Genomic DNA, 24,624 nt, shown 5'->3' on the forward strand with positions numbered 1-24,624 from the left:
CACCGGGGCGGCGCGCCCGGCCCCTCAGCGTGTGCCGGGGCCGGCGCGCTGGCAGCGGGCGCAGTAGCGGGCCTGCGGCACGATCATCAGGCGCTCCCGGTCGAGCGGGCGCCGGCAGCGGCCGCAGGTGCCGTACACCCCGGCGTCCATGCGGGCGAGGGCCGCTTCGACGTCGGCGAGGACCATACGGGCGGAGGCGGCCAGCTTGACGCTGACCTCCCACTGCGCGGAGGCCCGCTGCCCCCGCCGGTCCCCCGTGCGGGAGGCGACCGGTGCGGCGAGCCGGCGCAGTTGCTCCCGGCGGAACAGGCGCTGCTCGCGCAGGTTCTCGCGCAGGACGGCAAGGTCCTCGGCCGACAGGTGCGGCGCGCTCGTGGCGGCGGTCCGCTGGTTCACGACGTCACCCCTTCTTCCTGAGCAGGGCGTGGGCGATCGGGACGGGAGGGCGGTCAGACCGCGCGACGCTGGCAGGCCACGCAGTGGCGGGTGTACGGGAGGATCTCCAGCCGCTCCGCCGGAATGGGCTTGCGGCAGCTCAGGCAGGTGCCGTAGGTCCCCTGCTCGACGCGCCGGAAGGCCTCGTCGATCTCCTTGAGGACCCGCCGCATCGCGGTCCTCTGCTCGGACAGCAGGTAGTCGTCGGGAGCCGGACCGCTCTCGTCGAGAGCCCTCAGCTGCGCCAGCCGGGACGTGCGGGCGTGCTCCAGGCGCTGACGGGCTTCGTGCGGGTCGGGCTCGGCCCGGGGGACCTCCAGGGTCATGATCGTCCTCTTCTCGGCTGCCCGGCGGCAGTACGGCTGGGGGGCTGCGTGGTCGGATGGCTCCAGCCTGGCCCGGCCCGACGCGAAGTCCCATCGGGCGCAGGCCCCATTCCCGCCGGGTCGGACTGCCCACACGGTCCCGCGTGGGCAGGGCACACCCCCGGGAAATGGGGGCTGACCCCCATCGACTCCGAGCCGGTCACGGGGGAGGCTGGGCGGAGAAGCCACCCGGTCGACCGGGGACTTCGCGCCGAGGCATCCCGTTCCACCACGCACGGGCCGCACCGACGCGGACCGGCGGCACCGCCGGCACCGCCGGCACCGGGCCGGACGACCACCGAACAGGGCGGACGACCACCCGTACGAGCCGCACGGCCGCGTGCGGGCCGTACGGCGCGTGCGGGCCGTACGGCCGCGTGTGGCCTGTCGCTACGGCGACGTCCGGCCGCGGCGTCCGATCCGCGCCGCGGCGAGGGCCCGCACCGCGGCGGGCCGATCCGCGCCGCGGTCCGGCCCGGGCGGCGGTGCCGGGGCCGTCGCCGTGGGCGGGCAGGCCGACGGGGGCCCGGCGCGCCGTCGCCCCTCGGGGGCGGCGGTCCGAGCACGTCAGAAGAGGAGTCGTGGGTCCGGTGTCGCTGTTCTGGCGGATCTTCGCCCTCAACGCCCTCGTGCTCGGCGCGGCCACGGCGCTGCTGCTGTGGGCTCCGGTGACGGTGTCCGTGCCGATCCTGCTGACCGAGGCCGTCATCCTGGTCGGCGGACTCGCCGTGATGCTGGTCGCCAACGCGGCCCTGCTGCGGCTCGGCCTGGCCCCCCTGGTGCGGCTGAGGAGGCTGATGACCACGGTCGATCTGCTCCGCCCGGGCCAGCGCCTGCCCGTGTCCGGCGGCGGCGAGGTCCCCGAGGTGATCCGCACCTTCAACGCGATGCTGGAACGGCTGGAGCAGGAGCGGGCTACCAGCAGTGCCCGGGCCCTGCTGGCGCAGGAGGCCGAACGCCGCCGCATCGCGCAGGAACTGCACGACGAGGTCGGGCAGAGCATGACCGCGATCCTGCTGGGCCTGAAGCACAGCGCGGACGAGGCGCCCCCGCGGCTGCGCGAGGAACTGCACGAGGTGCAGGAGATCACCCGGCAGTCCCTGGACGAGGTGCGCCGCCTGGTGCGCCGGCTGCGCCCCGGGGTGCTGGACGACCTGGGCCTGGTCAGCGCGATCACCTCGCTCGCCGAGGACTTCGCCACGCACACCCGGATGCAGGTCACCCGCCGCTTCGACACCGACCTGCCCGCCCTGACGCCGGAGACGGAACTGGTGCTGTACCGCGTCGCGCAGGAGTCGCTGACCAACGCCGCCCGGCACGCGGACGCCGAACGCGTCACCGTCGCCCTGCACCACGCCGCCGACCGCGTCGTGCTGACCGTCACCGACGACGGCCGTGGCATCGAGGCCCCCCGCGAGGGAGCCGGCATGCGCGGGATGCGCGAGCGGGCCCTGCTGATCGGCGGCCGCCTCGACATCACCCCGGCACCGCGCGCCGGCACCAGCGTCCGGCTCACCGCCCCCGTCCCCAGGAAGCAGCTGTGACCATGCCCGACACGATCACGCACGAGACGCGGACCGGCACGATCCGCATCCTGCTCGCCGACGACCACGCCCTGGTCCGGCGCGGGGTGCGGCTCATCCTCCAGCAGGAACCGGACCTGACCGTGGTCGCCGAGGCCGGGGACGGCGCCGAGGCCGTCGAGCTGGCCCGGACGCACGAGGTCGACCTGGCCGTGCTCGACATCGCCATGCCGCGCCTGACCGGCTTGCAGGCCGCCCGTGAGCTGACCGCCCGCAAGCCGGGCCTGCGGATCCTGATGCTGACCATGCACGACAACGAGCAGTACTTCTTCCAGGCCCTCAAGGCGGGAGCCTGCGGCTATGTGCTGAAGTCCGTAGCCGACCGGGACCTGGTCGCCGCGTGCCGGGCCGCCGTCCGGGACGAGCCGTTCCTGTACCCGGGCGCGGTCACGGCGCTGATCCGCAACTACCTCGACCGGGCCCGCCACGGCGAGGAGACCCCCGACCAGGTGCTCACCCCGCGGGAGGAGGAGGTCCTGAAGCTGGTGGCCGAGGGGCACTCGTCCAAGGAGATCGCCGACCTGCTGTTCATCAGCGTCAAGACGGTGCAGCGGCACCGCGCCAACCTGCTCCAGAAGCTCGGCCTGCGCGACCGCCTGGAGCTCACCCGCTACGCCATCCGCGCCGGGCTGATCGAACCCTGAGGGTGGCGGACATCGCCCGGCGGCGTTTCCGGGCCCTCCTCGTCGCGCTCCTGGCGGCCGTCGCCCTGACCCTGCCGACCGCGCTCACCGCCGTGGCCCCGTCCGGCCACCCGTCCGATACGACGACCGTCCCAACGGCGGTCCCAATGGCCGTCCCCACGACCGGTCCCACGACCGGTCCCACGACCGGCTCCACGACCGGCTCCACGACCGGCCCGACGACCGGTCCCACGACCGGCCCGACGACCGGCCCGACGACCGGCCCCACGACCGGCCCCACGCCCGGCCCCACGACCGGCCCGACGACCGGTCCCACGACCGGCCCGACGACCGGCCCCGCGACCGGCCCGACGACCGGCCCCGCAACCGGCCCGACGACCGGCCCCACGCCCGTCTCAACGACCGGTCCAGCGGCGGCAGGCGGGGCACCGGAGTCCGGGCCGCGCCTCGACGACGGCTGCGACGGCGGCTGCGCGGCCCGGGTGGCACCCCGCCAGGAGGCGCAGGGCGAGCACCCCGCCCCGCGCTGCCATCCGGCCCGCTGCACACGGCGTGCCGCCCCCGCGCCCACGGGTCCCGGAATGCGGCCCGCCGCACTCCGGGACGCGCCTGTCGCCTGCCCATCACCACCGCTCTCCCCCGGCCTGGAACGGGCACCCCCGCGTCGTCCGGCACCCGACGCTCACTTCCCTTCTTCCTGACAGCACCCGGCGGCACCCTCCGTGCCCGGGTGCGCCCGCCGGAGGCTTTTCGTGACCCGTTCCGCCCGGGTGAGGGCCCTGCTCGCCCTCGCCCTGCTCGCCGTATCGCTGTACATCGCCGCCACCGTGCCGGTCCGCCTGGGGCTGGATCTGCGCGGCGGTACGCAGATCGTGCTGCAGACCCGCTCCACCCCCGCCGCCGAGGCCGGCCGCGAGGCCACCGACCGCACCCTGGAGGTCCTGCGCGGCCGTATCGACGCGCTCGGCATCGCCGAACCCACCCTCGTCCGCTCCGGCGAGAACCGGATCATCGCCGAACTCCCCGGAGTGCAGGACCCGCGCAAGGCGGCCGAGGTCCTGGGCCGCACCGCGCAGCTCACCTTCCACCCCGTGCGCGCGGCCGGGCACGACGCCTCCCGCACCCTGCCCGACGAGTCCGGCACCCCCCTGCGCCTCGGACCCGCTGCCCTGACCGGCGAGCACGTCGAGGAGGCCGCCGCCCGCTTCGACGACCGGGGCGGCGCGGGCTGGCACGTCACCGTGGACTTCGAGGGCGCGGGCCGCGACCGCTGGGCCCGGCTGACCGGCGAGGCCGCCTGCCACCCGGTGGGGGACCCCGCGCGGCGGATCGCGATCGTCCTGGACGACACGGTCGTCTCCTCCCCGCAGGTCGACCCGTCCGTCGCCTGCCGGAGCGGCATCCGCGACGGCGCCACGCAGATCACGGGCTCCTTCGGCCCGGCGGAGGCGCGTGAGCTGTCCCTGCTCATCAACGGCGGTGCCCTGCCCGTCCCCGTGGAGACCGTCGAGCAGCGCACCGTGGGCCCCACCCTCGGCGCGCAGGCCATCACCGCGAGCGCCTGGGCCGCCGCCGTCGGCACCGCCCTGACCGCGCTGTACGTCGTCGCCGTCTACCGGCTGATGGGTCTGCTGGCCGTGCTCGCCCTGGCCTGCTACGGCCTGGTCTCCTACGCGGCCCTGGCCGCGCTGGGCGCCGCCCTCACCCTGCCGGGCCTGGCCGGTTTCGTGCTGGCGATCGGGATGGCCGTGGACGCGAACGTGCTGGTCTTCGAACGGGCCCGCGAGGAGTACACGGCCCGGCGGCGCCCCAGTGCGCGCTCGGCCCTCGCCGCCGGTTTCCGCAACGCCTTCAGCGCGATCGCCGACTCCAACGTCACCACGCTGATCGCGGCCGCGCTGCTGTTCTTCCTGGCGTCCGGGCCGGTGCGGGGCTTCGGTGTCACGCTCGGCATCGGTGTGCTCGCCTCCATGTTCAGCGCCCTGGTGATCACCCGGGTGCTCGCCGAGTTCGCCGCGAGCCGCCCCGGGATCCGCCGCTCCCCCGCCCTCACCGGCATCGCGACCACGGGGGCCGTCCGCGCCCGTCTCACCCGGCGCGACCCCCAGCTGCTGCGCCGCCCGCGCCGCTGGCTCGCCACCGGAGCCGCCGTGCTGGTCCTGGCCGGGGCGGGCACCGTCGTACGCGGGGTGGACCTCGGCGTGGAGTTCACGGGGGGCCGCCTCCTCGAGTACGCGACGTCCTCCCCCGTCGACGCCGACCGGGTCCGCGCCGCCCTCGACGACGCCGGGTTCCCGCGGGCCGTCGTGCAGTCCTCCGGGGCCACGGGCCTGACGGTGCGCACGGAGCCGATGAGCAACGCGCAGGAGGCGGAGGTCACCGGGGCCGTGCGGGAGCTGGCCGGCGGGGCGGAGAAGGTCCGCGACGAACTCGTCGGCCCCAGCCTCGGCGACGAACTGCGCCGCAACGCCCTGGTCGCCCTCGCCGTCGCCCTGGCCGCGCAACTGCTGTATCTCGCGGTCCGGTTCCGCTGGGTGTTCGGCACCGCCGCGGTGGCCGCCCTCGCCGACGACGTGGTGATCCTCGTCGGTGTGTTCGCCTGGCTGGGCAAGCCCCTGGACGGCGTGTTCCTGGCGGCCCTGCTCACCGTCGTGGGCTACTCGGTCAACGACTCCGTGATCCTCTTCGACCGGGTCAGGGAGCTGACCGGGCGCCACCGGGACAAGCCCTGGCCCGACCTGGTGAATCCGGCCGTCCTGCAGACCCTGCCGCGCACGGTGAACACGGGGATGGGCGCCGCGCTGGTCCTCACCGCCCTCGCCGTGCTGGGCGGGTCGTCGCTCACCGACTTCGCCCTGGCGCTGCTCATCGGCATCGCCGTCGGCACGTACTCGTCGGTCTTCACGGCCGCCCCGCTCGCGATCGTGCTCGGGCGGCGCGGCCCCCGCTCGGGTTGACCGGCGGCGGGTACCCGTACCGGACGGCAACGCCGGCGAACGACGGGAGGCCTCACCGTGACCCAGCCCTTTCCGCCGGAGCCGTGGCACCTGCGGGGCGACATGTTCACGGCGCTGTGGCGGGTGCCCCGGCACGAGGTGCCTGACTGGCGGCTGCCCGCCGGGGTCCGTCCGCTGCGGCTGGGCCGGTCCTGCCTGGTGATCACGTTCTGGGTGGACTACCGGCCCGGCGGGACGCTGGCCTACCGGGAGCTGCTGGTGGCCCTGGCGGTCCGGGACCGGCGGGGCCCTGCCGCGTGCGCGGTCGAGGCGTGGGTGGACGACCCGCGCTCGCTGGCCGGCGGCCGCACCCTGTGGGGCATCCCCAAGCGGCTCGGCTCCTTCGCGTTCGGCCCCGCGCCCCGGCCCTCGCCGCGCCCGGCGCGGGCCGCGGTGCGCACCCGCGTGGTCGTGGAAGGGGACGGCCCCGGACCCGGTCCGGTGGTGAGCGGGCTGCACCGGGAGCTGTTGCCCCTGCCGGGCCGGCTGCCCCTGCGCGGCCGGCTGCTGCAGCCGCATCCCGTGCACGGCACGTGCGAAGTGGCGCTGAGGCTCTCGGGCCGCGCCCGGCTGGGGCGGGCGCGGCTGACGGCCGAGCCCGGCGGACCGCTGGCCTGCCTGGACGGCCGGGGAACGGTGCCGGCGCTGTCGATCCGCGACTTCCGGATGTCCGTGGGCACGACCGCGGGGCACCGGCCGTGACCGTCCGGTGTGCCCCGTCCTGGGCGCGCCGGAGCGGGGTTCACGCCGCCGGCCGGTCCAGTGCCGTCAGGACCGCCGCCACGCCGTCCTCCTGCGCGAGCCGCCGGGACAACTCCCGGGCGCGGGTGCGGTATCGGGCCTCGCCCGTGGCGCGGCGCAGGGCGGCGGCGAGGGCGTCGGCGGTGAGGTGCCGCAGCGGGACCGCGCACGGCGCGGTGCCGAGGGCCACCAGGCGCGCCGCCCAGAAACCGCCGTCGAACTGCACGGGCACCGGCACGGTGGGGACGCCCGCGCGCAGGACGGCGGCCGTGGTCCCGGCGCCCGCGTGGTGCACCACCGCTGCCGTGCGGGGGAACAGCAGGGCGTGCGGCACGTCCCCGACGGTGAGCACGTCGTCGGTCCCCGCGCCGAGACCGGCCCACCCCCGCTGGATCACCCCGCGCAGCCCCGCCGCGCGCAGGGCGCGCACGATCTCGGCACTGACCCGCTCGGGGTCGGGCACCGTCGCGCTGCCCAGCCCGACGAAGACCGGCGCGGTCCCGGCGGCGAGGAACGCCTCCAGTTCCGCGGGCAGGGGCCGGGCGTCGTGAGGCCACCAGTAGCCGGCCAGGTCCAGTCCGGGGCGCCAGTCCCGGGGCCGGGGCACGACCAGTTCGCTGAAGCCGTGCAGCACGGGCCAGTGGGCCCGCTCGTGGGCCCGGCGGAGCGCTGCCGGGCCGCGCAGACGCATGCCGTGCCGGGTGCGCAGCCGGTCCATGGCCCGGGTGTGGACCCGGTCGACGGCGGCGGTGACGGTCCGTCCGCCCAGGTGGTTGGCGATGCCGCCGAGTGAGCGCCCGCCCAGCATGGGGGCGCCGAACTCCCGGGTGGGATGCTGGGGTTGCAGGAACACGCCGAGGCTGGGCAGCCCGAGCCCTTCGGCGATGGCGCGGCCCAGGGGTGCCACGGCACCGGCGGCCAGGACGACGTCGGCGCCCCGGGCCGCCTGGACGAGGGCGTCGGTCATCTCCTCGGCCGCCGACCGGGCCATCGACGCCGCCCGCAGCAGCTTGCCGAGCCCGGTGCGGCCGGCGTGCAGTCCGCGGCCGCGATCGGAGTGCGACAGGGCGTACGGGTCGACCGGCGTCGGGTGGAACCGCACCCCCGAACCCTCGGTCAGGGGCGCGAAGACGGCGTGGGTGGCCAGGGTGACGTCGTGCCCGCCGCGCGCCAGCCCCGCGCCCAGACCGGTGAACGGGGCCACGTCGCCCCGCGATCCCGCCGTCATGATCACCACTCGCATGGTCCCAGTCTGGACCGGCCCGGCGCACGGCACACCGCCTCCACCGGTTCTGGGACGACAATCGCCGGTCCAGGTGACGGCCCGGGCGCCGGGTTCACGCCTGGCCGGACGGGGCGGCGCCGGAGTCCAGGGCGGCGAGCAGTCCCGTGGCGGCGTCGCGCAGGCGGGGCGAGGAGTCAGCGGTGAGGGCGGTGAGCCGCTCCCGGGCGGCGGGTCCGGCGCCCGGTGGCCACGACCCGTGGGCGTCGGCCCAGCGCCGGAGTCCGAGCACGGCTTCGTACCGGACCGTCTCGTGCGGGTCGTCCAGGCCGCGCAGGAAGCGCCGGACATCGCTGCGGAGGTGCTCGTCGGTCGCGTCGTCGCCGTCGAGGAGCGACAGCGCGGCGGCCCGGACCTCGCCGGAGGCGGCGGTGTCCGCCAGGCGGCGTACGGCGGGGAGTGCCTGGGCGAGGTACCGGAGCGCGTTGCGGGTGCGCCAGGTGTGCCGGGCGTCGCTCTCCAGGTGGGCCGAGAGGGCCCAGGCCACGGGGTGGCGCTCCCAGGGGCGGAGGCCCTTTTCGGCCAGGTGGTCCAGTCCGTCGAGGACCCCGGCGCGCAGGTCGTCGTCCGGGTCGTCCAGCAGGGGCAGCAGCAGCCACACCGCGTCCCAGCGGCCGCCGGCCCCGATCGCCGTGGCGCAGGCGGCACGGGTGCGGGCGGGGACGGTCTCGTCGGCCAGGGCGGTGCGCAGGTGCGTGGCGGCCGGGCCCGGGTCGAGGGCGCCCAGCACGCGCGCCGCCGGCGGTCCGGCGACGGGATCGCGCAGCCAGCCCACGGCCACGTCGACCAGCCACTCATCGGCCTGATCGCCGAGGCCGCTCAGCAGGGTGGCGGCGACCTCGGGGTCCCGCTCGGTCCGCAGGGCCGCCGCCAGCGTGTCCTGTACCTGTCGATGTCGCACGTCGGACAGGCGCCGGGCGGCTTGCCGGCGGACCTGCGGGGACGGATCGCGCAGGGCGTCGAGCAGCGCGTCGACAAGCTGCTCGGTGCACTGCCGCGGCAGCCGTTCCAGGACCCGGGCGCGGGCGGCACCGCGGCCCTGGCGGGCCGTGCGGACCAGCTCCGCGCGCACGTCCCGGTCGTCCGCGCAGCCGTACAGCAGGCTCACGGCCCGCCCCCATACCGCGGGGTCGCGGTCGCCGAGGCAAGCGACGAGAGCCACCGCGTCGCCGGGGACGCGCAGCACGGACAGTCCCTCCAGGGCGAGGATGCGCACGTGGTGGTCCGGGTCGGACAGCAGCCGGGCGAAGGCCCCGACGACCGTGGGGCCCTGGAGCCCGAGCCGGGTCGCCGCGACACACGCCCTGCGCCGCACACCCGCGTCGGCGTCGCCCATGAGACGCGGCAGGACCTCACGGCCGGCCTCCGGAATCCCGAGCCGGCCCAGGGCCCGGGCGGCGGCCGCGCGGACGGAGGGCTCGGGGTCGGCGGCCGCCCCGGTGAGGACGGGGACGTGCGCTGCCCCGCCCCGCCGGCCCAGGCCCTTCAGCGCCGCGGCGCGCCGCTCGGGCTCCGGCGCCGCCGACTCCCGCAGGAAGAACGCGATCTGATGGTCCCCCATGGCCACCCCCCGGTAAGGAAGACGTCCGGGCTCCGCGAAGGTTGCCCTCGCCGGGCCGTGAAGCGTGCGTCACGCCCGGCCGGTCGGGCAGGAGTGGGACAGGGTTCCTCGCGTGACCGCAGGTGGCCCCGGCCCGCTGCGCGCTCGGCCCCGACGCCCGGGCCCACGAGGACGGGGACGGCCGTCTCCGGCACGGCCTCGGGACGCTCGTGCGCGCCTGTCGTTCTAGGCGAGCGGGGTGATTCCCGCCTGCTCGGCCCGGAGTTCCGCGCGGACGAGCTCCAGCAGGCGGCCGGTCCAGTTGCGGCCGCGACCGCCGTTGTCGCCCCAGTGGCCGGAGTCGGACTCGTCGTAGACGAGCGTCGCGTCGGCCGTGTCCAGGAGGATGCGCGCGAGGGCGGGGTGCTGGGTGTACTTGGCCCGCAGCAGGGCCGTCATGACGGCGGTCCTGGCCTGTTCCCACCCCTGTCGGCGCACCGCGGCGGCCGCCGCGGTGCGGGCGGCGAACGCCCTCTCCGCGTCCCGCGCGGCGGCCCGGGCCGCGGGGTCGGCGGTGGAGAGGGCCCAGTACGCGTGGGTGACCGAGGGGTAGGTGTCGCCGTCGACCAGGACGGGCGCGGGGTAGTCGTTGCGCAGGGCCTGCCTGCCGGGATCGGCGGAGGCCCTGACCGGGTAGCTCTCGTAGAGGTGGATCGCTGGGGCCATCGGGGTCGCGGGTCCGTCCGCCGGGACCCGCGAGGGGCGTTCGGCCCGCCGCTTCGCCCGGTCCTCGAAGTAGGCGACCGCCTCGTCGTACTCCTCCTGGTCGACGGTTTCGCCGGGGACGGATCCCAGCTCCCCGCCGGGGCCGGTCACCAGGACCTGCAGGGGCCAATCCTTGCGGTCCATGTCACCGAGGGCGTAGTGGCGTTGGGTCTCGGGGATGGCGTAGTAGGCGGCGCGCGCGACGGCCCGGTTGTCCTCCGTCGGCTGCGCGAGGAACGCGTCGACGGCGGCGAGGCAGCGGTCCGTGGAGTCCGGGCGGCCGTTGAGCTGGTCGATCGTGTCGCGGACCTCGGCGAGCAGCAGCTCGGGGGTGAGCCAGGTGCTCGGCTCGCTGAACCTCCACGCGGCCAGGTCGTGGGCGGAGACCCAGGCGCCGTCCGGGAGTTCGGTGGCGACCCAGCCGCTGCGCAGCTTGCGTTCGAACTCCTCCAGGGTCACCAGGCCCCAGCAGTCGATCAGCCCGTCCGCGTAGATGAACAGGTCGGTGAGGAAGTAGTCGCCGTTGCGGATGAAGGCGTGACGCCAGGTTCCGGGGACGCGGAGGCCGTCCGCCATGCGGGAGGTGATGCGGTTGCCGATCATTCGGGCCATTGTGTCGGGACCGGCAGTTCCCGCAACGGGTTTGTGGACGCGGAGGTCCGCGCACGCACCCGGAGCCGGGTCCTGCGTCATGGCTCGGCGCAGGACCCGGCTCCCGGCCGGCCGGTGGTTCAGGAGGACTGGGCGCTCTGGTACAGGTTCTGCGCGTCGGCCCCGAAGTAGGGGCCGTACATGGCGTTGGGCAGGAAGTTGTACTTGAAGCTGTTCACCGACGACTGCAGGCCGGTGCCGGTGGCCTCGTCGAACTGGGTGAACCACGGGCCTCCGCTGGAGCCGCCGGTCATGTCGCAGGTCAGACCGTGGTCGCCGGAGAGCAGGAAGTCCCGGAAGGTGGTGCCGCTGCAGTAGACGAACTTCTCGCCGTCGTACGGGGCGGCGGCCGGGAAGCCGAAGGAGTACATGGCCTTGTTGTAGCCGGTGTTGAAGGCCAGCCCCTGGCCGCCGACGACGTCGGTCAGCCGCTTTCCGTCGAGCGGGGCGACGACGGCGGCGCCGATGTCGTAGTTGATGTCCTCATTGGCCGTCCACTGGGGCGTGGACAGGGTCCGGGCCGCCGCCCAGGTGCCGTACGGCCGCTGCCCGTCGTGATAGCCGGGTACGAACACCCAGTTGGTGTGCCAGGCGCCCTGCATCTTCACGCAGTGCCCGGCGGTGAGCACCGTGCTCTTGTTGGCGCTGGTGACGGCGTTGCCGGAGCAGGAGGCGGTGCGTCCCTGGTAGGTGAAGAACACGCGTCCCGCCGTCCTGGTGACCGCTCCCCCGCCGGACCAGGGGCCGCCGCCGTGCGGGAAGGCGAGGGGCCCGACGGCGGACGAAGCGGGGGCGCTGGGTGCCACGACGGCCGGTTCGCCCTTGCGCGGTGCGGCGGCCCGCACCTCGGAGCGGTCGACGGTCAGGACGTCGAGCGGTGTGGCCGCGCGCATCCGTTCCGGGGTCCAGAAGGCCAGGGCGCGTTCCCGCGCCGAGGGGGCCGCCGTTCCCGGTTCCGGGGCGGCGCCGGCCGGTGCGGCGGTGACGCCGGTCGTGAGCAGCGCGGCGACGCCGGCGAGGGCGCCGAGGACGGTGCGGCGCACGGAGGCGGTGCCGGACGGGCGGAGGCTACGGGGTCTGCCTATCACGCGGTCTCCTTCTGCTGTGGGGGCCGGGCGGCGGGAGCCGCCGGCCGGTCAGGCAGGGGGTCTCACTGCGGACAGTCAGGGGGCAGCGTGCCACCGGGAGGCCGACATGGACAGGTGCATGTCAGAACGATGGCCGAAACGTCACCCACTCCGCACGTGAAGGGCACGAGGGGCACCGGCAGACGGGCAGGCACACACAGAAACCCGACCTCCTCGCGGAGGCCGGGTGCCGTGGTGGAGCGGTGGGTTCAGAGAGCGGGGCCGGTGCCGCCGCCGCCCGGCCGGATGCGGCCGCGCCAGGCGCCGTCCGCCGCGCCGCGCTCCTCGATGTACTGCTTGAAGCGCTTCATGTCGCCCTTCACCCGGCGGTCGATGGTGCCCATCATGTCCGCGGCCTTCTCGGCCATCCCGCTGGGCTCGATCTCCATGACGAGCTCCACGCGCGTGTGCGTGTCGTCCACGCGCTCGAAGCGGACGGAGCCCTTCTGGTTGGTGTCCCCGCTGGTCGTGCGCCAGGTGACCCGCTCGTCGGGCAGCTGGTCGACGATCTCGGTGTCGAACTCGCGCCGTACGCCGCCGATCTTCGTCGTCCAGTGGTTGTGGCGGTCGTCGACCTGCCTGACCTCCTCGACGCCCTCCATGAAGTTCGGGAACTCCTCGAACTGCGTCCACTGGTTGTAGGCGGTGTGCAGCGGGACGTCGACTTCCACGGTTTCCTTGACGGTGCTCATCTGCATACCTCCGGTTTTTCACTGATCGACTGCGGGAGGCCCATCGGCCCACACACAGCTCCGGGCTCGTGGCCGTCGAGTACCCGGGATGCCGCGGATGCCACCTGGCGAATGCTCCTCGGCCGACGGGAACCGGGGCCGAGCGCCGCGGTCGGCCGTGGTGGCGGCGGAAGTTGTCGATGAGCGGATGGCGGTGGGCCCGGCCCGGTGGGACCGCCGGGGTCAGAACCGGTTCTGCTGCTGCGGCTGCCCGTACGGCCGGCCGCCCTGGGCGCCCGCCTCCTGGGCCTGCAGCTGCTCCGCCTGCTCCTTGGTCACCTTCTGTTCGGCGCCGCAGAAGGTGCACTGCGTCAGGTACTTCGTCGAGACGGGGAACAGCGGCACGAAGAACAGGGTGAACTTCGTGACGCGCTTGCGCAGCGTGTGCGCGGCGGGGTTGCCGCACCGGCCGCACACCAGCGTCAGTATCGCCAGCTGGTACAGATATCCCTTGGTGCCAAAGATGATCACGTGTCGGTCCTCCCGGGTCGGATCTTCGTCCAGTGTCCTGTATCGCGGACCGGTGCGGTGCGCGGACCCCTCGTTCGTGTGGAGAGCCCGGCGGGGCGTGGTCCAAGCGGGTGACAGCAGGCCGGGTACCCACAGGCGCGCCGGTACGGTGCCGCGGTGACCTCGATCTCAGCCGAAACGCAGCCCGTGCACACCGACGACGACCTGGGCTCCCTCGTCGTCCTGTCCTGGCGGGGCACCACCCCCGAAGGTGCCGACGTCCCCTACCTGCTGGCCTGTCCTCTCGGAGACGGCGCGAACGGTCCCGAGGCGACGGCGAAGGCCATCGAGCAGCTGCTGGAGAGCGCCGGGCTGCCCCTGGGCGAGGGGCTCGTCGACGCGGCACAGCGGCCCAGTCTGCCGGTGAGCCTGCTCGTCGTGCCCGGGTCGGCCGTGCTGACCGTGCGGCACCTCAAGTCGCAGTTCGTGCCGCCGGAGACCTGGCTGGAGGCGGTGGCCCGCCTCGGCGCCGCGTACCTGATCTTCGCCACCCGTCCGTGGCCGGAGGGCGCCGAGCCCGGCGACGTCGAGACGCTGGCCGCCTTCACCTCCGACGAGGCCGTCCTGACCTCGGCGGTGCACGTGCTGCTGCCCGCCCGCAGCCTGCGCGGCTGACGTCCTTCCGCGGCCCGGGCCACATGGCGGTGGCCCGGGCCGCGGCATGCCGGCGGTCAGGCCGACAGGGCCGCCAGCACCACGCCCTTGGCCTCCTCCTGGACCCGGCGCAGGTGGTCGGGCCCGAGGAACGACTCGGCGTAGATCTTGTAGACGTCCTCGGTGCCGGACGGGCGCGCCGCGAACCAGGCGTTGTCCGTCGTGACCTTGATGCCGCCGATGGCGGCGCCGTTGCCGGGCGCCTCGGTGAGCACCGCGGTGACCGCGTCGCCGGCCAGGGTGTCCGCGCTGACCTGGGCCGGGGAGAGCTTGGCGAGCAGGGCCTTCTCCTCGCGGGTGGCCGGGGCGTCGATCCGCGCGTAGGCCGGCTCGCCGAAGCGGGCGGTCAAGCCCGCGTAGTGCTCGGAGGGGGTCTTGCCGGTGACGGCGGTGATCTCGGAGGCGAGCAGGGCCAGCAGGATGCCGTCCTTGTCGGTGGTCCACACGGAGCCGTCGCGGCGCAGGAAGGACGCCCCGGCCGACTCCTCGCCGCCGAAGCCGATCGTGCCGCCGGCGAGCCCGTCCACGAACCACTTGAACCCGACCGGCACCTCGACCAGTTCGCGGCCCAGGTCGGCGGCGACCCGGTCGATCATGGCGGAGGACACCAGCGTCTTGCCGACGCCGGTGGCGGCCGGCCAGCCCTCGCGGTGGGCGAACAAGTAGGAGATGGCGACCGCGAGGTAGTGGTTGGGGTTCATCAGGCCCGCGTCCGGGGTGACGATGCCGTGCCGGTCGGCGTCGGCGTCGTTGCCCGTGGCGATCTGGAACCGCTCGCGCTGTCCGATCAGCGACGCCATGGCGTACGGCGAGGAGCAGTCCATGCGGATCTTGCCGTCCCAGTCCAGCGTCATGAAGCGCCAGGTGGGGTCGGTGTGCGGGTTGACCACCGTGAGGTCGAGACCGTGCTGTTCGGCGATGCGGCCCCAGTAGGCGACCGAGGCCCCGCCGAGCGGGTCGGCTCCGATGCGCACGCCGGCCGAGCGGATCGCGTCCAGGTCGAGGACGGCCGGCAGATCGGCGACGTAGGTGCCGAGGAAGTCGTAGCGGCCGGTGGTGGCGGCGGCGAGGGCCCGGGCGTACGGAACGCGCCGTACGTCCTTCAGGCCGCCGCGGATGATCTCGTTGGCGCGGTCCTGGATCCAGGAGGTCGCGTCGGAGGCGGCGGGGCCGCCGCTGGGCGGGTTGTACTTGAAGCCGCCGTCGGCGGGCGGGTTGTGGGAGGGGGTGACCACGACACCGTCGGCGAGGCCGGTGGTGCGGCCGCGGTTGTGGGTGAGGATGGCGTGCGAGACGGCCGGGGTGGGCGTGTAGCCGTCCGCGGCGTCGATCAGCACCGTCACCTCGTTGGCGGCGAACACCTCCAGCGCCGTGACGCGGGCGGGCTCCGACAGGGCGTGGGTGTCGGCACCCAGGAACAGAGGGCCGTCGACGCCCTGTTCCGCGCGGTACTCGCAGATGGCCTGGCTGGTCGCGGCGATGTGGTCGTCGTTGAACGCGCTCGCCAGCGACGATCCGCGGTGTCCGGAGGTTCCGAACGCGACGCGCTGCCCCGGGTCGTCGAGGTCGGGGTGGAGCGCGTAGTACGCGGTCACCAGCCGAGCGACGTCGACGAGATCCTCGGGTCCGGCCGGACTGCCCGCTCGCTCGTGCTGCATGGGCCCGCTCCTCCACATGGGTCGATCCTTCGTGTGCGCATCCATCCTTCCCCGTCACAGCGGCGCCGCGCGAGGGGGGCACCCCGGTGGGGGCCGGATGTGCGCCATGCCACGCGCGGCCGCGGGCCGGCGGGCACGCGAGAGGGCGGCGCTACGGGCCACCGGACGTCCGGTGGCGCGCCGCGCCGCCTGCTCCCTCGTGGCCGGCACGCCGCGCGTGCCGGCCGTGGTCAGATCCGCCCGCCGGTGAGCCGGGTGAGCGGGCCGTGCGCACCGCGTTCCGCGCGGCGGCCCACGGCGTACGAGGCGGCGCTCAGAGCGGTCAGACCGGCACCGACGCCCGCGGCGACGAGCTTGCGGTGTGCGATGACCGTCCAGGCCGTCTTCGCCGTGGCGGCGACGTGACCCGAGGCCGTGACGACCGCCTGGCGGCCCGCCTCGACGCCCTTGGCGGCGGTCTGCGCGGCCGTCTTCGCCGTCTCCGCGGAGCGCTCCGCGCCGGACTTGGCGGCTGACGCCGCTTCACCGGCCTTGCCCGCGGCGCCCTTGGCGGCCTGCGACGCCGGGGCGGTCGCCTTGTCCGCCGTGCTGCGGGCCTTGGACTGCGTCGCACGGACGGTGGCCGACTTCTGATTCGTGCGCTTGTTCTCCTCAGTCATGTCACACCGCTTTGCCTCGGAGCCGGGCGCCAAACACATTCGGTCGCGCACCGACCGGGCGGCTGGTGCCTGAGCACCCCGTCCACGGGGTAGGCGAACTGCAGACATCCTCATCCCGATCACGAAGGACGGTGCGTCATGGCCGGAATGCTCAACCGCCTCAAGGAGTTCGCCCGCAGCCCGCAGGGACGGCGGGCCGTGGAGCAGGCCAGGCGGGCGGCGGCCGACCCCCGCAAGCGGGCCGAGGCCCAGCGGCTGCTCGGCAAGCTCCGCGGACGCCGCCACTGAACCGAGGAGGACGGTTCCTCCCCGTATCCAACTCCTCGCTCCCATAGGTGTGTTCGTGTCCCTTCCGGGCACTTGGGTCGCACCACACCCACCTGAGAGGAGCTGGTTCGATGAGCAGCACAGGCAACGGCGGCAAGCTGTGCGCCTTAGGGGTCGCCGGGGTCCTGGCCGGCACCGTGCTGGTCGGCTGCGGTGACGGCGGTGACACGAAAGAGGAGACGGGCGCCTCCTCGGCGAAGACCAGCGCCGGGGCCGAGGAACAGGGCACGCGAGCGGTGCGCTCGGCCTACGACCGGACCGCCGAGGAGGACACCGCGAAGGTCGAGCTGCGCGTGCGGACCTCGGCCGAGGGCCGCTCGGAGACGGCGAACGGGCAGGGCGTCGTGGACCTGGAGGACGGCGACAGCGTCATGACGCTGACCGCGCAGGGGCAGCGGATCGAGCAGCGCGTGATCGACCAGGTGCTGTACCAGAAGATGCCCGCGGGCAAGGCCCCGGGCGGCAAGCCCTGGATCAGGATCGACCTGGGGAAGGTCGCCGACCGGCAGGGCGCCGGCGACCAGGGCGTGAGCGACCCGGCGCGGTCCGCCGCGTACGCCAAGGCCATCACCGACCGGGACGTGACCGAGAAGGGCACGGCCACGATCAACGGCGTGCGGACCACGCACTACCGTGTCGCCGTCGACGTCTCCGAGCTGCCGAACGGCGACACGCTGCGTCAGCAGGTCGGCCCGACCCTGCCGATGGACGTGTGGCTCGACGACGAGGGCCGGCTGCGCAGGCAGCAGCTCGACATGACCGTCAAGGCCGCGCCGCAGTCGGCCGAACGGTCCTCCGGCACCGCCTCGTCCGCGCCGCAGAAGGTCACGGTGCGCACGGTCATGGACTTCACCGGCTTCGGCACCGAGGTCGAGGCGGAGAAGCCGCCGGCCGGGCAGGTCACCGACATGACCGGCAAGGCCCTCGAGCAGGGCAAGCGGCAGAGCTGACCGGGTTCGCCACCGGTCATGGCCGCGGCGCCGCCGTGGGCGGTCGTCCGCGGCCGCCGGCCGTTCCGGGCGGCCGAGGGCGCAGCCCGCTCCGAGGAGACGGCCGGGGACGACACGACGGCTCTCGACCGGCAGACGCGTCCGGACGCGGTACGACACGACGGCCCTGAACCGGCAGACCGGCACCCGGACGCGGCACGGCAGCCCCGGCCTCGGGCGCCCGGACTCGGCACGGCGGCTCGCGATCGGCAGTCCGGTGTCCGGGCACGACACGACGGCCCTGGACCGGCAGACCGGCACCCGGACGCGCCACGGCAGCCCCGGCCTCGGGCGACCGGACTCGGCACGGCGGCTCGCGATCGGCAGTCCGGTGTCCGGGCGCGGCACGGCGGCTCCCGACCGGCAGACCGGCACCCGGACGCGCCACGGCGGCCCCGGCCTCGCACGGCAGCCCTAGACCGGCAGTCCGGCACCCGGACGCGGCACGACACGACGGCTCCCGACCGGCAGACCGGCGCCCGGGCGCGGCACGGCGGTTCCGGCCTCGGGCGCCCGGACTCGACACGACGGCTCTCGACCGGTCCCGGCACCCGGACGCGGCACGGCGGCACTCGACCGGCAGACCGGCACCCGCACGCGACCCGGCCGTCCCGGCCTCCGGCGGAGACCTGAGCGCCGCGCGGGCCGGCGGGCCCGCCGCCGCGCCCCGCGCGGCGCTCAGGTCTCCGCCGGAGGGCCCGCCGCGGCAGAAGTCCGGCCTCGGCTGCCGTGGCGTCGGGCAAGATGGGGCCATGAGCGTAGTCAAGATCAACGTACTGACCGTGCCCGCCGAGCAGCGGGAGACGCTGGAGAAGCGCTTCGCCTCCCGCGCGCACGCCGTGGAGAACTCCGACGGCTTCGAGTGGTTCGAGCTGCTCCGCCCGGTGGAGGGCACCGACACCTACCTCGTCTACACGCGCTGGCGTGACGAGGAGTCGTTCCAGGCCTGGATGGAGGGGCCGATGAAGTCCGCGCACCAGGGTGGCGGTGAGGGCGGCGAGCGGCCCAGGCCCGCGGCGAGCGGCTCGACCCTGTGGTCCTTCGAGGTCGTGCAGCAGGCCGGGCCGAAGCACGCCTAGTTTCGACGGCGTACGGCAGGAGGTCCCCCGCACCGCCGGTGCGGGGGACCTCCTCGCGTGCGGGGCCGTACCGGCGTTCAGCCCTGCCGGGAGCGGCCGGGAGCGGCGGTGCGGCCGACCGCGGCCGCCAGCTTGCGCAGCCGGCGCCAGTCCAGCCGCGGGGGCGCCTCGGGGACCCCGGGCCGGTCGCGGGGCACCCGGACCCGCAGGGCGCGGCGGGCGATGCGGCAGTGGACGGGAGCGGGCATGGTGAGCGCCTCACCGTCGAGGCCGACCTCCAGCTCCGGTTGGTCGGCCTGCACCACGACGTGCTGGGCGGTGAGCACCGTGAGTCCCTCGGGTCGCGGCGACAGCAGCAGTTCGGCGGCTTCCACGGCGCTGTCGACGCGGACGGCGAGAACGCCCAGCCGCCCGGAGTTGAGCCGCTCGCGCCGGCCGAGGCCGAACGGGTCGTCCATGCGGTAGGCGTTGTTGCTGACGAGGACGGCCTGCGGATCGGCGATGGTCGTGCCGTCGGCGACGGCCGTCAGACGTGGGCCGCTCTGCCGGGTGAGCAGCTCGGGCAGCCGCTCCAGCGCCGCCCCGACCTTGTCCTCGCGGTAGCCGGGGCTCTGGACGACGGCGCCGTACACGCCGAACGAGGCGTTGTTGACGAACGGCCGGTCGTCGGCGAAGCCGAGGTCGACGCGGAGTTCGACGCCGTCCGTGAGGGCGTCCAGGCAGGTGGCCGGGTCGTCCCGGTCCAGGCCCAGGTCCATGGCGAAGTGGTTGCGGGTGCCGGCCGCGATGACGAGGAACGGCAGGCCGTGCTCGGCCGCGACGGCCGCGACCAGGGCCTGGGTGCCGTCCCCGCCCGCCACCCCGAGCAGGTCGGCTCCGTCGGCCACGGCGGCCTTGGCCAGGGCCGTGACGTCCTGGTGCTGGTCCGGGTCGAGCAGGACGACCCGGGCCCCCAGCGCCTCGGCCTTCTCCCTCAGCCGGAACTTCTCGACCTTGCCGCCGCCGGAGCGCGGGTTGAGCAGCAGGAAGGGGCGCCGCGGCGGCGGGGTGCGGTACTCCTTGGCCCGGACCGGCCGCAGGCCCGTGCTGCGCAGCGCGTGCCGGCCGCTCCAGACGGCCGCGCACCACAGCAGCACGGACAGGAAGACCACCCACAGCAGGTTGGCGGTGGCGAAGAGGGTGATGAGGCTGACGGGTGCGACCAGGGCCAGGGTGGCGGCGGCCATGCGGACCACGCCGCGCCGGGACAGCACCCACCACAGGGCGGCCGCGGTCAGCGCGAGTCCCACGAGCGTGGCCGCGAGCAGCAGCAGTCCCCGCAGGCCGCCGGTGACGAGGGGCAGCAGCACCGCCGACGCGGCCGCGGCCAGGGCCCCCCGGGCGGCCCATCGCTGGCGGCGGTGCTGCCGTTCGGTCATCGCCGATCCCATCTCGCTCCTCCGCTCGAACCGGCGCCCGCGGCCTCCTGGACCGCGCCCGGCCGTGAACATCGTGCCCGCCGACGGCCCGGCCCGGCCACCGCCGTCCCTGTGGCTCCCCCGCCGGCGGGCACGTCGGACGCCAAGATCCTCCGGGGCGGAGCCATCGGTAGCGTACGCGGCTTACGCGGCGCGTCCGCGCGCATCCGGGCGCGCGGACGCCCGCCCTCGCCGCCCGGGACGTCCCGCCCCCTTGACTGAGTGAGTCTTATGACGCAACTCTGCTGGCACTGTCCCTATGCACGAGGAGGCCGAGTCACGATGGAGTGGACGGGCGCGCGATACGCGGACCGGCCGACGGTGGAGGTGACGACCTGGGTCGCCGCCCCGCCGGAGCGGGTGTGGCCGCTGGTGTCGGATGTGACGCGGATGCCGGAATGCAGCGAGGAGTTGCAGTCGGCGCGCTGGACCGACGGCGCCCGCGGGCCGGCCGTCGGTGCCCGGTTCGTCGGCCGCAGCCGTCACGACGCGTTCGGCGAGTGGGAGACGACCTCCACGGTCGTCGCGTACGACCCCCCGCGGCGGTTCTCCTGGGCCGTCGGGGACCCGGCCGAGCCCAGTGCCGTCTGGCGTTTCGCATTGGAGCCCCGGGACGGCGGGACCGCGCTGTCGCAGTGGATGCGGATGGGGCCGGGGCGCTCCGGTCTCTCCGCCGCGATCGACGCCATGCCGGACAAGGAGCAGAAGATCGTGTTCGTGAGACTGCGGGAGTTCGAGCGCGGCATGACCGCCACGCTGGAGCGCATCAGGCAGTGGGCGGAGGCGTGATGCGCACGGCGACGACCGTGGAGGCGTCGGCCCTCGGCTCCTGGTCCCGGCAGGCCGACTTCGTCGTCGAGGCCGAGAGACTGGGGCTCGACGTCTGCTGGGTGGCGGAGGCCTGGGGGTCCGACGCCCCGTCCGCGCTGGGGTTCTACGCGGCCCGGACCGAGCGGATGCTCCTCGGCTCGGCGGTCATGCAGGTCGGCACGCGCACGCCGGTGGCGCTGGCCCAGACGGCGATCACGCTGTCCAACCTGTCCGGCGGCCGCTTCCTGCTGGGGCTCGGCCCGTCCGGTCCGCAGGTGATGGAGGGACTGCACGGTGTGCCCTTCGCCCGTCCCCTGGCGCGGGTGCGCGAGACGGTGGAGATCGTGCGCCAGGCCGTCGCGGGAGGGAAACTGGCCCACGCGGGGACGGAGTTCACCATTCCGCTGCCGGGCGGGGAGGCCGTGCCGATGCGGCTGTCCCTGCGCGCCGAGCATCCCGTGCCCGTGTACCTGGCGGCGCTGTCTCCCGCCATGCTGCGGCTGACCGGCCGCGTCGCCGACGGCTGGCTCGGCACCAGCTTCGTGCCGGAGGGCGCGGCGGAGGCCTACTTCGCACCGCTGGACGAGGGCCTGGCCGCCGCCGGTCGCACGCGCGCCGGCTTCGACGTCTGCCAGGGCGCGGAGGTGGCGTTCGCCCCGGACGAGGACGCGCTGGGCGCGATGGTCGCCGACCGCAAGAAGGAACTCGCCTTCAGCCTGGGCGGGATGGGATCGGCGTCGACCAACTTCTACAACCGCGCCTACAGCCGCCAGGGCTGGGGCGAGGCCGCGGCGGAGGTACGGGAGCGCTGGCAGGCGGGCGACCGGGAGGGCGCGGCCGCCCGGGTGACGGACGAAATGGTGCTGGCGACCACGCTCATCGGCACGGAGGCGATGGTGCGCGAGCGGCTGCGCGTCTGGCAGGACGCCGGTGTGGACACCGTCCGCCTCTATCCGGCCGGGAACACCCTCGACGACCGGCTCGCGACCCTGGGCAGGGCGATCGAACTGGTCCGGGAGGTCGGTGACGGCACGTAGGGCACGGGCGCGCGAGCAGATACTCGTGCTCCCACCGCGACCGGCCGAGTGGGGCGAATCGGCTCACCGGGGGTTGACTGGGCGGGATGCGCTCGGCCTACTGGAAGGCGCAGCCGGCCCTGATCGGGGGGTCTGGTCCGGTGCCGGCCCCGGGGTCGAGGTCACTCGGTGCTCCCCCCGCTCTACGCAGGTCAGGGGTTGGACGGTGCGGCGACGAGGGGCAGCGGTGGTGGGGCTCGTGGCCTGCCTGCTGATGCTGCACCTGCTCGTGCCGGGGCTGGTGGCCGACGGGCGCGCGTCCGTCGCCGTCACGGCGGCGGCCGTCGTGGAGCCCACGGCGCCGTCGAGCGGCGCGGCCGAAGAGGCCGGGGAGCCGTGCCCGTGCGAGGAGGAGCCGTCGGTGCGGCGGCTCGCGGCGCGCACGCCACGGGCCGCGGGGGCGGCCGGAGTGAGTGCCGTGGTGGCCGCGGCGCCCCGGACGGACCGGGCCGCGGGCGCGTCGGCGGCGACTGCCGGGGGGTGTCCGGCGCCGGGTGGTGCGGTCCCCAACGCCGTGGAGCTGCGGGCGTTCCGCTGCTGACGGCGGCAGTACCGAGCAAGGCCTGCGCCGTGCGGCCTGCGTACTGCCTGGTGCCCTGACGCGGTGATGTGCAGGCCTTCGTGTGTCCCCATGCCGATGACACAGGAGGCGGAATTGCCCGGAAAGCGCGTTCTCGTTCTGCGGCCGGACGAACTGAGCCCGAACGACCGGAAGATGTGGCGGGAGATCCGGACGGAGTCCGGCGCCCCGGCGAATCCTTTTCTCGACCCGGCGTTCACGATGGCCGTCGGCCGGGTGAGGCCCGGGGCGAGAGTGGCGGTGCTGCGGGACGACGGCTCACCGGTGGGGTTCTTCCCGTACGAGCGGGGGCGCCTGGGCCGGGGCCGGGCCGTCGGGCTCGGGGTGTCGGACAGTCAGGGGGCCGTGCTGCGGCCCGGGATCCGCCTGGAGGCACCCCGCCTGTTACGGGTCTGCGGGCTGTCGTCCTGGGAGTTCGACAATCTCGAAGCCGACCAGGCGGCGTTCGCACCGTACGCCGCCGAGGAACTCGCCTCGCCCGTCGTCGACCTCGGCGAGGGCTTCGAGCGGTACGCCGAGCGGCTGCGGGCGAGGTCGGCGGGTTTCCTCAGACAGGCCCTGGCCAAGGAGCGCAGGCTGGCCCGGCAGGTCGGCGAGGTGCGGTTCGGGTACGACGTCCGGGATCCGGGGGCCCTGCGGGCGCTGATGGAGTGGAAGTCGGCGCAGTACCGGCGCACCGGCCGGCGGGACCGGTTCGCGCAGGAGTGGATCACCCGGCTGGTGGGGCTGCTCGGCGAGAGCGAGGAGCCGGAGTGCCGCGGCGTGCTGTCCGTGCTGTACGCCGCGGGCCGGCCGGTCGCCGCGCACTTCTGTCTGCGCTCGCGCACGGTGCTGTCCTGGTGGTTCCCCGCCTACGACCGCGCCTACGCCAAGTACTCCCCCGGGCTGGTGCTGCAGGTGCGCCTGCTGCGGGCGGCGGCGGCCGACGGGATCGAGGCGGTCGACCTGGGCAGTGGCCCGGCGCGCTACAAGGAGTCGCTGAAGACCCGCGACCTGCGGGTGTACGAGGGGGCGGTGGTCCGGCCGGTGCCGGGCGGAGCCGCCCACTGGCTGGGCCGCGAGCCCGCCCGTGCCGCCCGCCGCTTCGTCCGCAACCGCCCCCGCCTGGCGGGCGCGGCGGCCCGCGCCCTGGAGGAGATGGGCCGCTTGCGCGACCGCTGAGCCCCGGGGCCGTCCGCTGGTGCGGGGCCCGCACCGTGCCGCCGGAGCCGGGCGTGGGCGCGCCCGGCTGCCGGGAGCCGGGCGCGTAGTGGTGTCAGCCGGTCGCGGTCCAGCTGTGGGCGACGTCGACGATGACGCGGTCCTCCAGTTGCAGGACGCGGAAGGGCAGCCGGGCACGGACGCCGAGGCCGATCTGGGTGTCGCCCTCGAAGCTGCCGGCGAACCGGGTGTCGCGGAACGTGCGGTAGCCGGTGAGGTCGACGCCCGGCAGCGGGCCGGCCACCCGGCCGGGATAGGTGGCAGCGCCCGTGTCCGGGTCGTAGGCCGGAGCGGCCACGCGCACCTCCAGGACCGCGCCGCCGGCCACCGGGATGTGCCGGCCGGAGCCGTCCTGGTACAGACCGTCGACGTACTGGACGGTGTATCCGACGCCGCTGCCCGCGCCGGGCACGTCGACGACCATCCGGTCGAAGCAGGCGTGCCGGCCCGTCCGGACGTTCGTCAGCGAGGCCTGCGCGGCGCCGCTGTCGGTCTTGGCGAGGCTCCCCCAGCCGGTCGGACACGCCGTGACCTGGGTCGCGGCCCGCTGCCCTGTGGCCGGTGCGGCACCGGCCGGGACCGCCGCCGCGCCCGCCATGGCGCCCGCGATCGCGAGTGCCGCGCATGCTCTTCTGATGTGTGTTCCTGCCATTGCCGCCCCCGAGGCCGCGTGCGAGTGATACCGGGTGAGACGGCCGGCCCGGCCGAAAGGTTGCACTTGCCGCGCCGGAGCGCCGACCATGGCACATCCTGGTGGGGAGCGAT

At 75.1% G+C, this 24,624-nt stretch carries 24 protein-coding genes; 12 read left to right on the forward strand and 12 right to left on the reverse strand.

The genetic code is table 11. From position 1 onward, the window contains the following. Positions 1–24: 24 nt before the first annotated feature. Both ACIGAN_RS07855 and ACIGAN_RS07860 read right to left on the reverse strand, forming a co-directional pair. Positions 25–396 (reverse strand): TraR/DksA family transcriptional regulator, encoded by a 372-nt coding sequence (locus tag ACIGAN_RS07855; protein WP_399855927.1) that lies wholly within the window; start codon positions 394–396, stop codon positions 25–27. 53 nt (positions 397–449) lie between these two features. After that, positions 450–761 carry a TraR/DksA family transcriptional regulator gene (locus tag ACIGAN_RS07860; protein WP_365090336.1) on the reverse strand — a complete coding sequence of 104 codons (312 nt, stop codon included), beginning with the start codon at positions 759–761 and terminating at the stop codon, positions 450–452. 629 nt (positions 762–1,390) lie between these two features. On the opposite strand from ACIGAN_RS07860, the gene ACIGAN_RS07865 reads away from it, so the two are divergent. The 4 genes from ACIGAN_RS07865 to ACIGAN_RS07880 all read left to right on the forward strand — a co-directional run bounded on the left by ACIGAN_RS07865 (position 1,391) and on the right by ACIGAN_RS07880 (position 6,725). Further along, complete coding sequence (locus tag ACIGAN_RS07865; RefSeq protein WP_399856247.1) at positions 1,391–2,344, forward strand: HAMP domain-containing sensor histidine kinase; 954 nt, start codon at positions 1,391–1,393, stop codon at positions 2,342–2,344. Between the two features lie 2 nt (positions 2,345–2,346). Continuing rightward, positions 2,347–3,027: a response regulator gene (locus ACIGAN_RS07870; protein ID WP_399855929.1), complete on the forward strand. Its 681-nt coding sequence runs from the start codon at positions 2,347–2,349 to the stop codon at positions 3,025–3,027. A gap of 752 nt (positions 3,028–3,779) precedes the next feature. After that, positions 3,780–5,984, forward strand: a complete 2,205-nt coding sequence (gene secD / locus ACIGAN_RS07875) for a protein translocase subunit SecD (protein ID WP_399855932.1) — start codon at positions 3,780–3,782, stop codon at positions 5,982–5,984. Positions 5,985–6,041: 57 nt separating this feature from the next. After that, positions 6,042–6,725: an acetoacetate decarboxylase family protein gene (locus ACIGAN_RS07880; RefSeq protein ID WP_365744012.1), complete on the forward strand. Its 684-nt coding sequence runs from the start codon at positions 6,042–6,044 to the stop codon at positions 6,723–6,725. A gap of 40 nt (positions 6,726–6,765) precedes the next feature. On the opposite strand, the gene ACIGAN_RS07885 is transcribed toward ACIGAN_RS07880, so the two are convergent. From ACIGAN_RS07885 to ACIGAN_RS07910, 6 genes are all read right to left on the reverse strand, one after another. Further along, the gene (locus tag ACIGAN_RS07885) at positions 6,766–8,007 is read right to left on the reverse strand and encodes a glycosyltransferase (RefSeq protein WP_399855935.1); all 1,242 of its coding nucleotides are present in this window, start codon (positions 8,005–8,007) and stop codon (positions 6,766–6,768) included. Between the two features lie 94 nt (positions 8,008–8,101). Beyond that, positions 8,102–9,607: a HEAT repeat domain-containing protein gene (locus tag ACIGAN_RS07890; RefSeq protein WP_399855938.1), complete on the reverse strand. Its 1,506-nt coding sequence runs from the start codon at positions 9,605–9,607 to the stop codon at positions 8,102–8,104. Between the two features lie 225 nt (positions 9,608–9,832). Next, on the reverse strand, positions 9,833–10,954 hold the full coding sequence (locus ACIGAN_RS07895; RefSeq protein WP_399855941.1) for a DUF7638 domain-containing protein: 1,122 nt from the start codon (positions 10,952–10,954) through the stop codon (positions 9,833–9,835). A 128-nt stretch (positions 10,955–11,082) separates the two neighbouring features. Further along, entirely contained in the window at positions 11,083–12,090 is a 1,008-nt protein-coding gene (locus ACIGAN_RS07900) for a trypsin-like serine peptidase (protein WP_399855944.1), read from the reverse strand. Positions 12,091–12,338: 248 nt separating this feature from the next. Further along, the gene (locus tag ACIGAN_RS07905; RefSeq protein ID WP_365090357.1) at positions 12,339–12,821 is read right to left on the reverse strand and encodes an SRPBCC family protein; all 483 of its coding nucleotides are present in this window, start codon (positions 12,819–12,821) and stop codon (positions 12,339–12,341) included. Between the two features lie 222 nt (positions 12,822–13,043). Then, a complete protein-coding gene (locus tag ACIGAN_RS07910; RefSeq protein ID WP_365090360.1) occupies positions 13,044–13,331 on the reverse strand; it encodes a zinc-ribbon domain-containing protein in 288 nt (95 codons plus the stop codon). Between the two features lie 156 nt (positions 13,332–13,487). Between ACIGAN_RS07910 and ACIGAN_RS07915 the strand changes: the two genes are divergently transcribed. After that, positions 13,488–13,985: a DUF5949 family protein gene (locus ACIGAN_RS07915; protein ID WP_399855946.1), complete on the forward strand. Its 498-nt coding sequence runs from the start codon at positions 13,488–13,490 to the stop codon at positions 13,983–13,985. Positions 13,986–14,041: 56 nt separating this feature from the next. Here the strand turns inward: ACIGAN_RS07915 and pgm are convergent, their stop codons facing one another. Together pgm and ACIGAN_RS07925 are read right to left on the reverse strand one after the other, a co-directional pair. Then, positions 14,042–15,682 (reverse strand): phosphoglucomutase (alpha-D-glucose-1,6-bisphosphate-dependent), encoded by a 1,641-nt coding sequence (gene pgm / locus ACIGAN_RS07920; protein WP_399855948.1) that lies wholly within the window; start codon positions 15,680–15,682, stop codon positions 14,042–14,044. Between the two features lie 230 nt (positions 15,683–15,912). Continuing rightward, complete coding sequence (locus ACIGAN_RS07925; RefSeq protein ID WP_365090369.1) at positions 15,913–16,341, reverse strand: hypothetical protein; 429 nt, start codon at positions 16,339–16,341, stop codon at positions 15,913–15,915. Positions 16,342–16,479: 138 nt separating this feature from the next. Here ACIGAN_RS07925 and ACIGAN_RS07930 point away from each other — a divergent pair, with 138 nt between their 5' ends. The 3 genes from ACIGAN_RS07930 (at position 16,480) to ACIGAN_RS07940 (ending at position 18,736) form a co-directional block, all read left to right on the forward strand. After that, positions 16,480–16,629, forward strand: coding sequence for a hypothetical protein (locus ACIGAN_RS07930; protein WP_365090371.1), 150 nt, complete (start codon positions 16,480–16,482; stop codon positions 16,627–16,629). Positions 16,630–16,739: 110 nt separating this feature from the next. Continuing rightward, entirely contained in the window at positions 16,740–17,618 is an 879-nt protein-coding gene (locus ACIGAN_RS07935; protein WP_365743998.1) for a hypothetical protein, read from the forward strand. A gap of 791 nt (positions 17,619–18,409) precedes the next feature. Continuing rightward, the gene (locus ACIGAN_RS07940; RefSeq protein WP_365743996.1) at positions 18,410–18,736 is read left to right on the forward strand and encodes an antibiotic biosynthesis monooxygenase family protein; all 327 of its coding nucleotides are present in this window, start codon (positions 18,410–18,412) and stop codon (positions 18,734–18,736) included. 77 nt (positions 18,737–18,813) lie between these two features. On the opposite strand, the gene ACIGAN_RS07945 is transcribed toward ACIGAN_RS07940, so the two are convergent. Then, entirely contained in the window at positions 18,814–20,166 is a 1,353-nt protein-coding gene (locus ACIGAN_RS07945; RefSeq protein ID WP_399855953.1) for a diacylglycerol/lipid kinase family protein, read from the reverse strand. Between the two features lie 309 nt (positions 20,167–20,475). Between ACIGAN_RS07945 and ACIGAN_RS07950 the strand changes: the two genes are divergently transcribed. From ACIGAN_RS07950 to ACIGAN_RS07965, 4 genes are all read left to right on the forward strand, one after another. Beyond that, on the forward strand, positions 20,476–20,982 hold the full coding sequence (locus ACIGAN_RS07950; protein WP_365099853.1) for an SRPBCC family protein: 507 nt from the start codon (positions 20,476–20,478) through the stop codon (positions 20,980–20,982). Then, on the forward strand, positions 20,982–22,040 hold the full coding sequence (locus ACIGAN_RS07955) for an LLM class flavin-dependent oxidoreductase (protein WP_365743992.1): 1,059 nt from the start codon (positions 20,982–20,984) through the stop codon (positions 22,038–22,040). Before ACIGAN_RS07950 ends, ACIGAN_RS07955 begins: the two co-directional genes overlap by 1 nt. A gap of 226 nt (positions 22,041–22,266) precedes the next feature. Continuing rightward, positions 22,267–22,620: a hypothetical protein gene (locus ACIGAN_RS07960; RefSeq protein ID WP_399855957.1), complete on the forward strand. Its 354-nt coding sequence runs from the start codon at positions 22,267–22,269 to the stop codon at positions 22,618–22,620. A 96-nt stretch (positions 22,621–22,716) separates the two neighbouring features. Next, positions 22,717–23,820: a GNAT family N-acetyltransferase gene (locus tag ACIGAN_RS07965; RefSeq protein WP_399856249.1), complete on the forward strand. Its 1,104-nt coding sequence runs from the start codon at positions 22,717–22,719 to the stop codon at positions 23,818–23,820. A 94-nt stretch (positions 23,821–23,914) separates the two neighbouring features. Here the strand turns inward: ACIGAN_RS07965 and ACIGAN_RS07970 are convergent, their stop codons facing one another. Then, positions 23,915–24,511: an AMIN-like domain-containing (lipo)protein gene (locus tag ACIGAN_RS07970; RefSeq protein ID WP_365743988.1), complete on the reverse strand. Its 597-nt coding sequence runs from the start codon at positions 24,509–24,511 to the stop codon at positions 23,915–23,917. Positions 24,512–24,624: the final 113 nt, after the last annotated feature.

This window comes from Streptomyces sp. NPDC085931 (assembly GCF_044540565.1).
Lineage (GTDB): Bacteria > Actinomycetota > Actinomycetes > Streptomycetales > Streptomycetaceae > Streptomyces.

What these genes read in the sequence shown, in the direction of transcription:
- ACIGAN_RS07895 (WP_399855941.1), bottom strand. Translation starts at nt 10,954, where the DNA reads ATGATCGGCAACCGCATCACCTCCCGCATGGCGGACGGCCTCCGCGTC.
- ACIGAN_RS07945 (WP_399855953.1), bottom strand. Translation starts at nt 20,166, where the DNA reads ATGGGATCGGCGATGACCGAACGGCAGCACCGCCGCCAGCGATGGGCC.
- ACIGAN_RS07860 (WP_365090336.1), bottom strand. Translation starts at nt 761, where the DNA reads ATGACCCTGGAGGTCCCCCGGGCCGAGCCCGACCCGCACGAAGCCCGT.
- ACIGAN_RS07870 (WP_399855929.1), top strand. Translation starts at nt 2,347, where the DNA reads ATGCCCGACACGATCACGCACGAGACGCGGACCGGCACGATCCGCATC.
- ACIGAN_RS07935 (WP_365743998.1), top strand. Translation starts at nt 16,740, where the DNA reads ATGAGCAGCACAGGCAACGGCGGCAAGCTGTGCGCCTTAGGGGTCGCC.
- ACIGAN_RS07955 (WP_365743992.1), top strand. Translation starts at nt 20,982, where the DNA reads ATGCGCACGGCGACGACCGTGGAGGCGTCGGCCCTCGGCTCCTGGTCC.
- ACIGAN_RS07965 (WP_399856249.1), top strand. Translation starts at nt 22,717, where the DNA reads ATGACACAGGAGGCGGAATTGCCCGGAAAGCGCGTTCTCGTTCTGCGG.
- ACIGAN_RS07930 (WP_365090371.1), top strand. Translation starts at nt 16,480, where the DNA reads ATGGCCGGAATGCTCAACCGCCTCAAGGAGTTCGCCCGCAGCCCGCAG.
- ACIGAN_RS07950 (WP_365099853.1), top strand. Translation starts at nt 20,476, where the DNA reads ATGGAGTGGACGGGCGCGCGATACGCGGACCGGCCGACGGTGGAGGTG.
- ACIGAN_RS07970 (WP_365743988.1), bottom strand. Translation starts at nt 24,511, where the DNA reads ATGGCAGGAACACACATCAGAAGAGCATGCGCGGCACTCGCGATCGCG.
- ACIGAN_RS07925 (WP_365090369.1), bottom strand. Translation starts at nt 16,341, where the DNA reads ATGACTGAGGAGAACAAGCGCACGAATCAGAAGTCGGCCACCGTCCGT.
- ACIGAN_RS07940 (WP_365743996.1), top strand. Translation starts at nt 18,410, where the DNA reads ATGAGCGTAGTCAAGATCAACGTACTGACCGTGCCCGCCGAGCAGCGG.
- ACIGAN_RS07905 (WP_365090357.1), bottom strand. Translation starts at nt 12,821, where the DNA reads ATGAGCACCGTCAAGGAAACCGTGGAAGTCGACGTCCCGCTGCACACC.
- ACIGAN_RS07890 (WP_399855938.1), bottom strand. Translation starts at nt 9,607, where the DNA reads ATGGGGGACCATCAGATCGCGTTCTTCCTGCGGGAGTCGGCGGCGCCG.
- pgm (WP_399855948.1), bottom strand. Translation starts at nt 15,682, where the DNA reads ATGCAGCACGAGCGAGCGGGCAGTCCGGCCGGACCCGAGGATCTCGTC.
- ACIGAN_RS07885 (WP_399855935.1), bottom strand. Translation starts at nt 8,007, where the DNA reads ATGCGAGTGGTGATCATGACGGCGGGATCGCGGGGCGACGTGGCCCCG.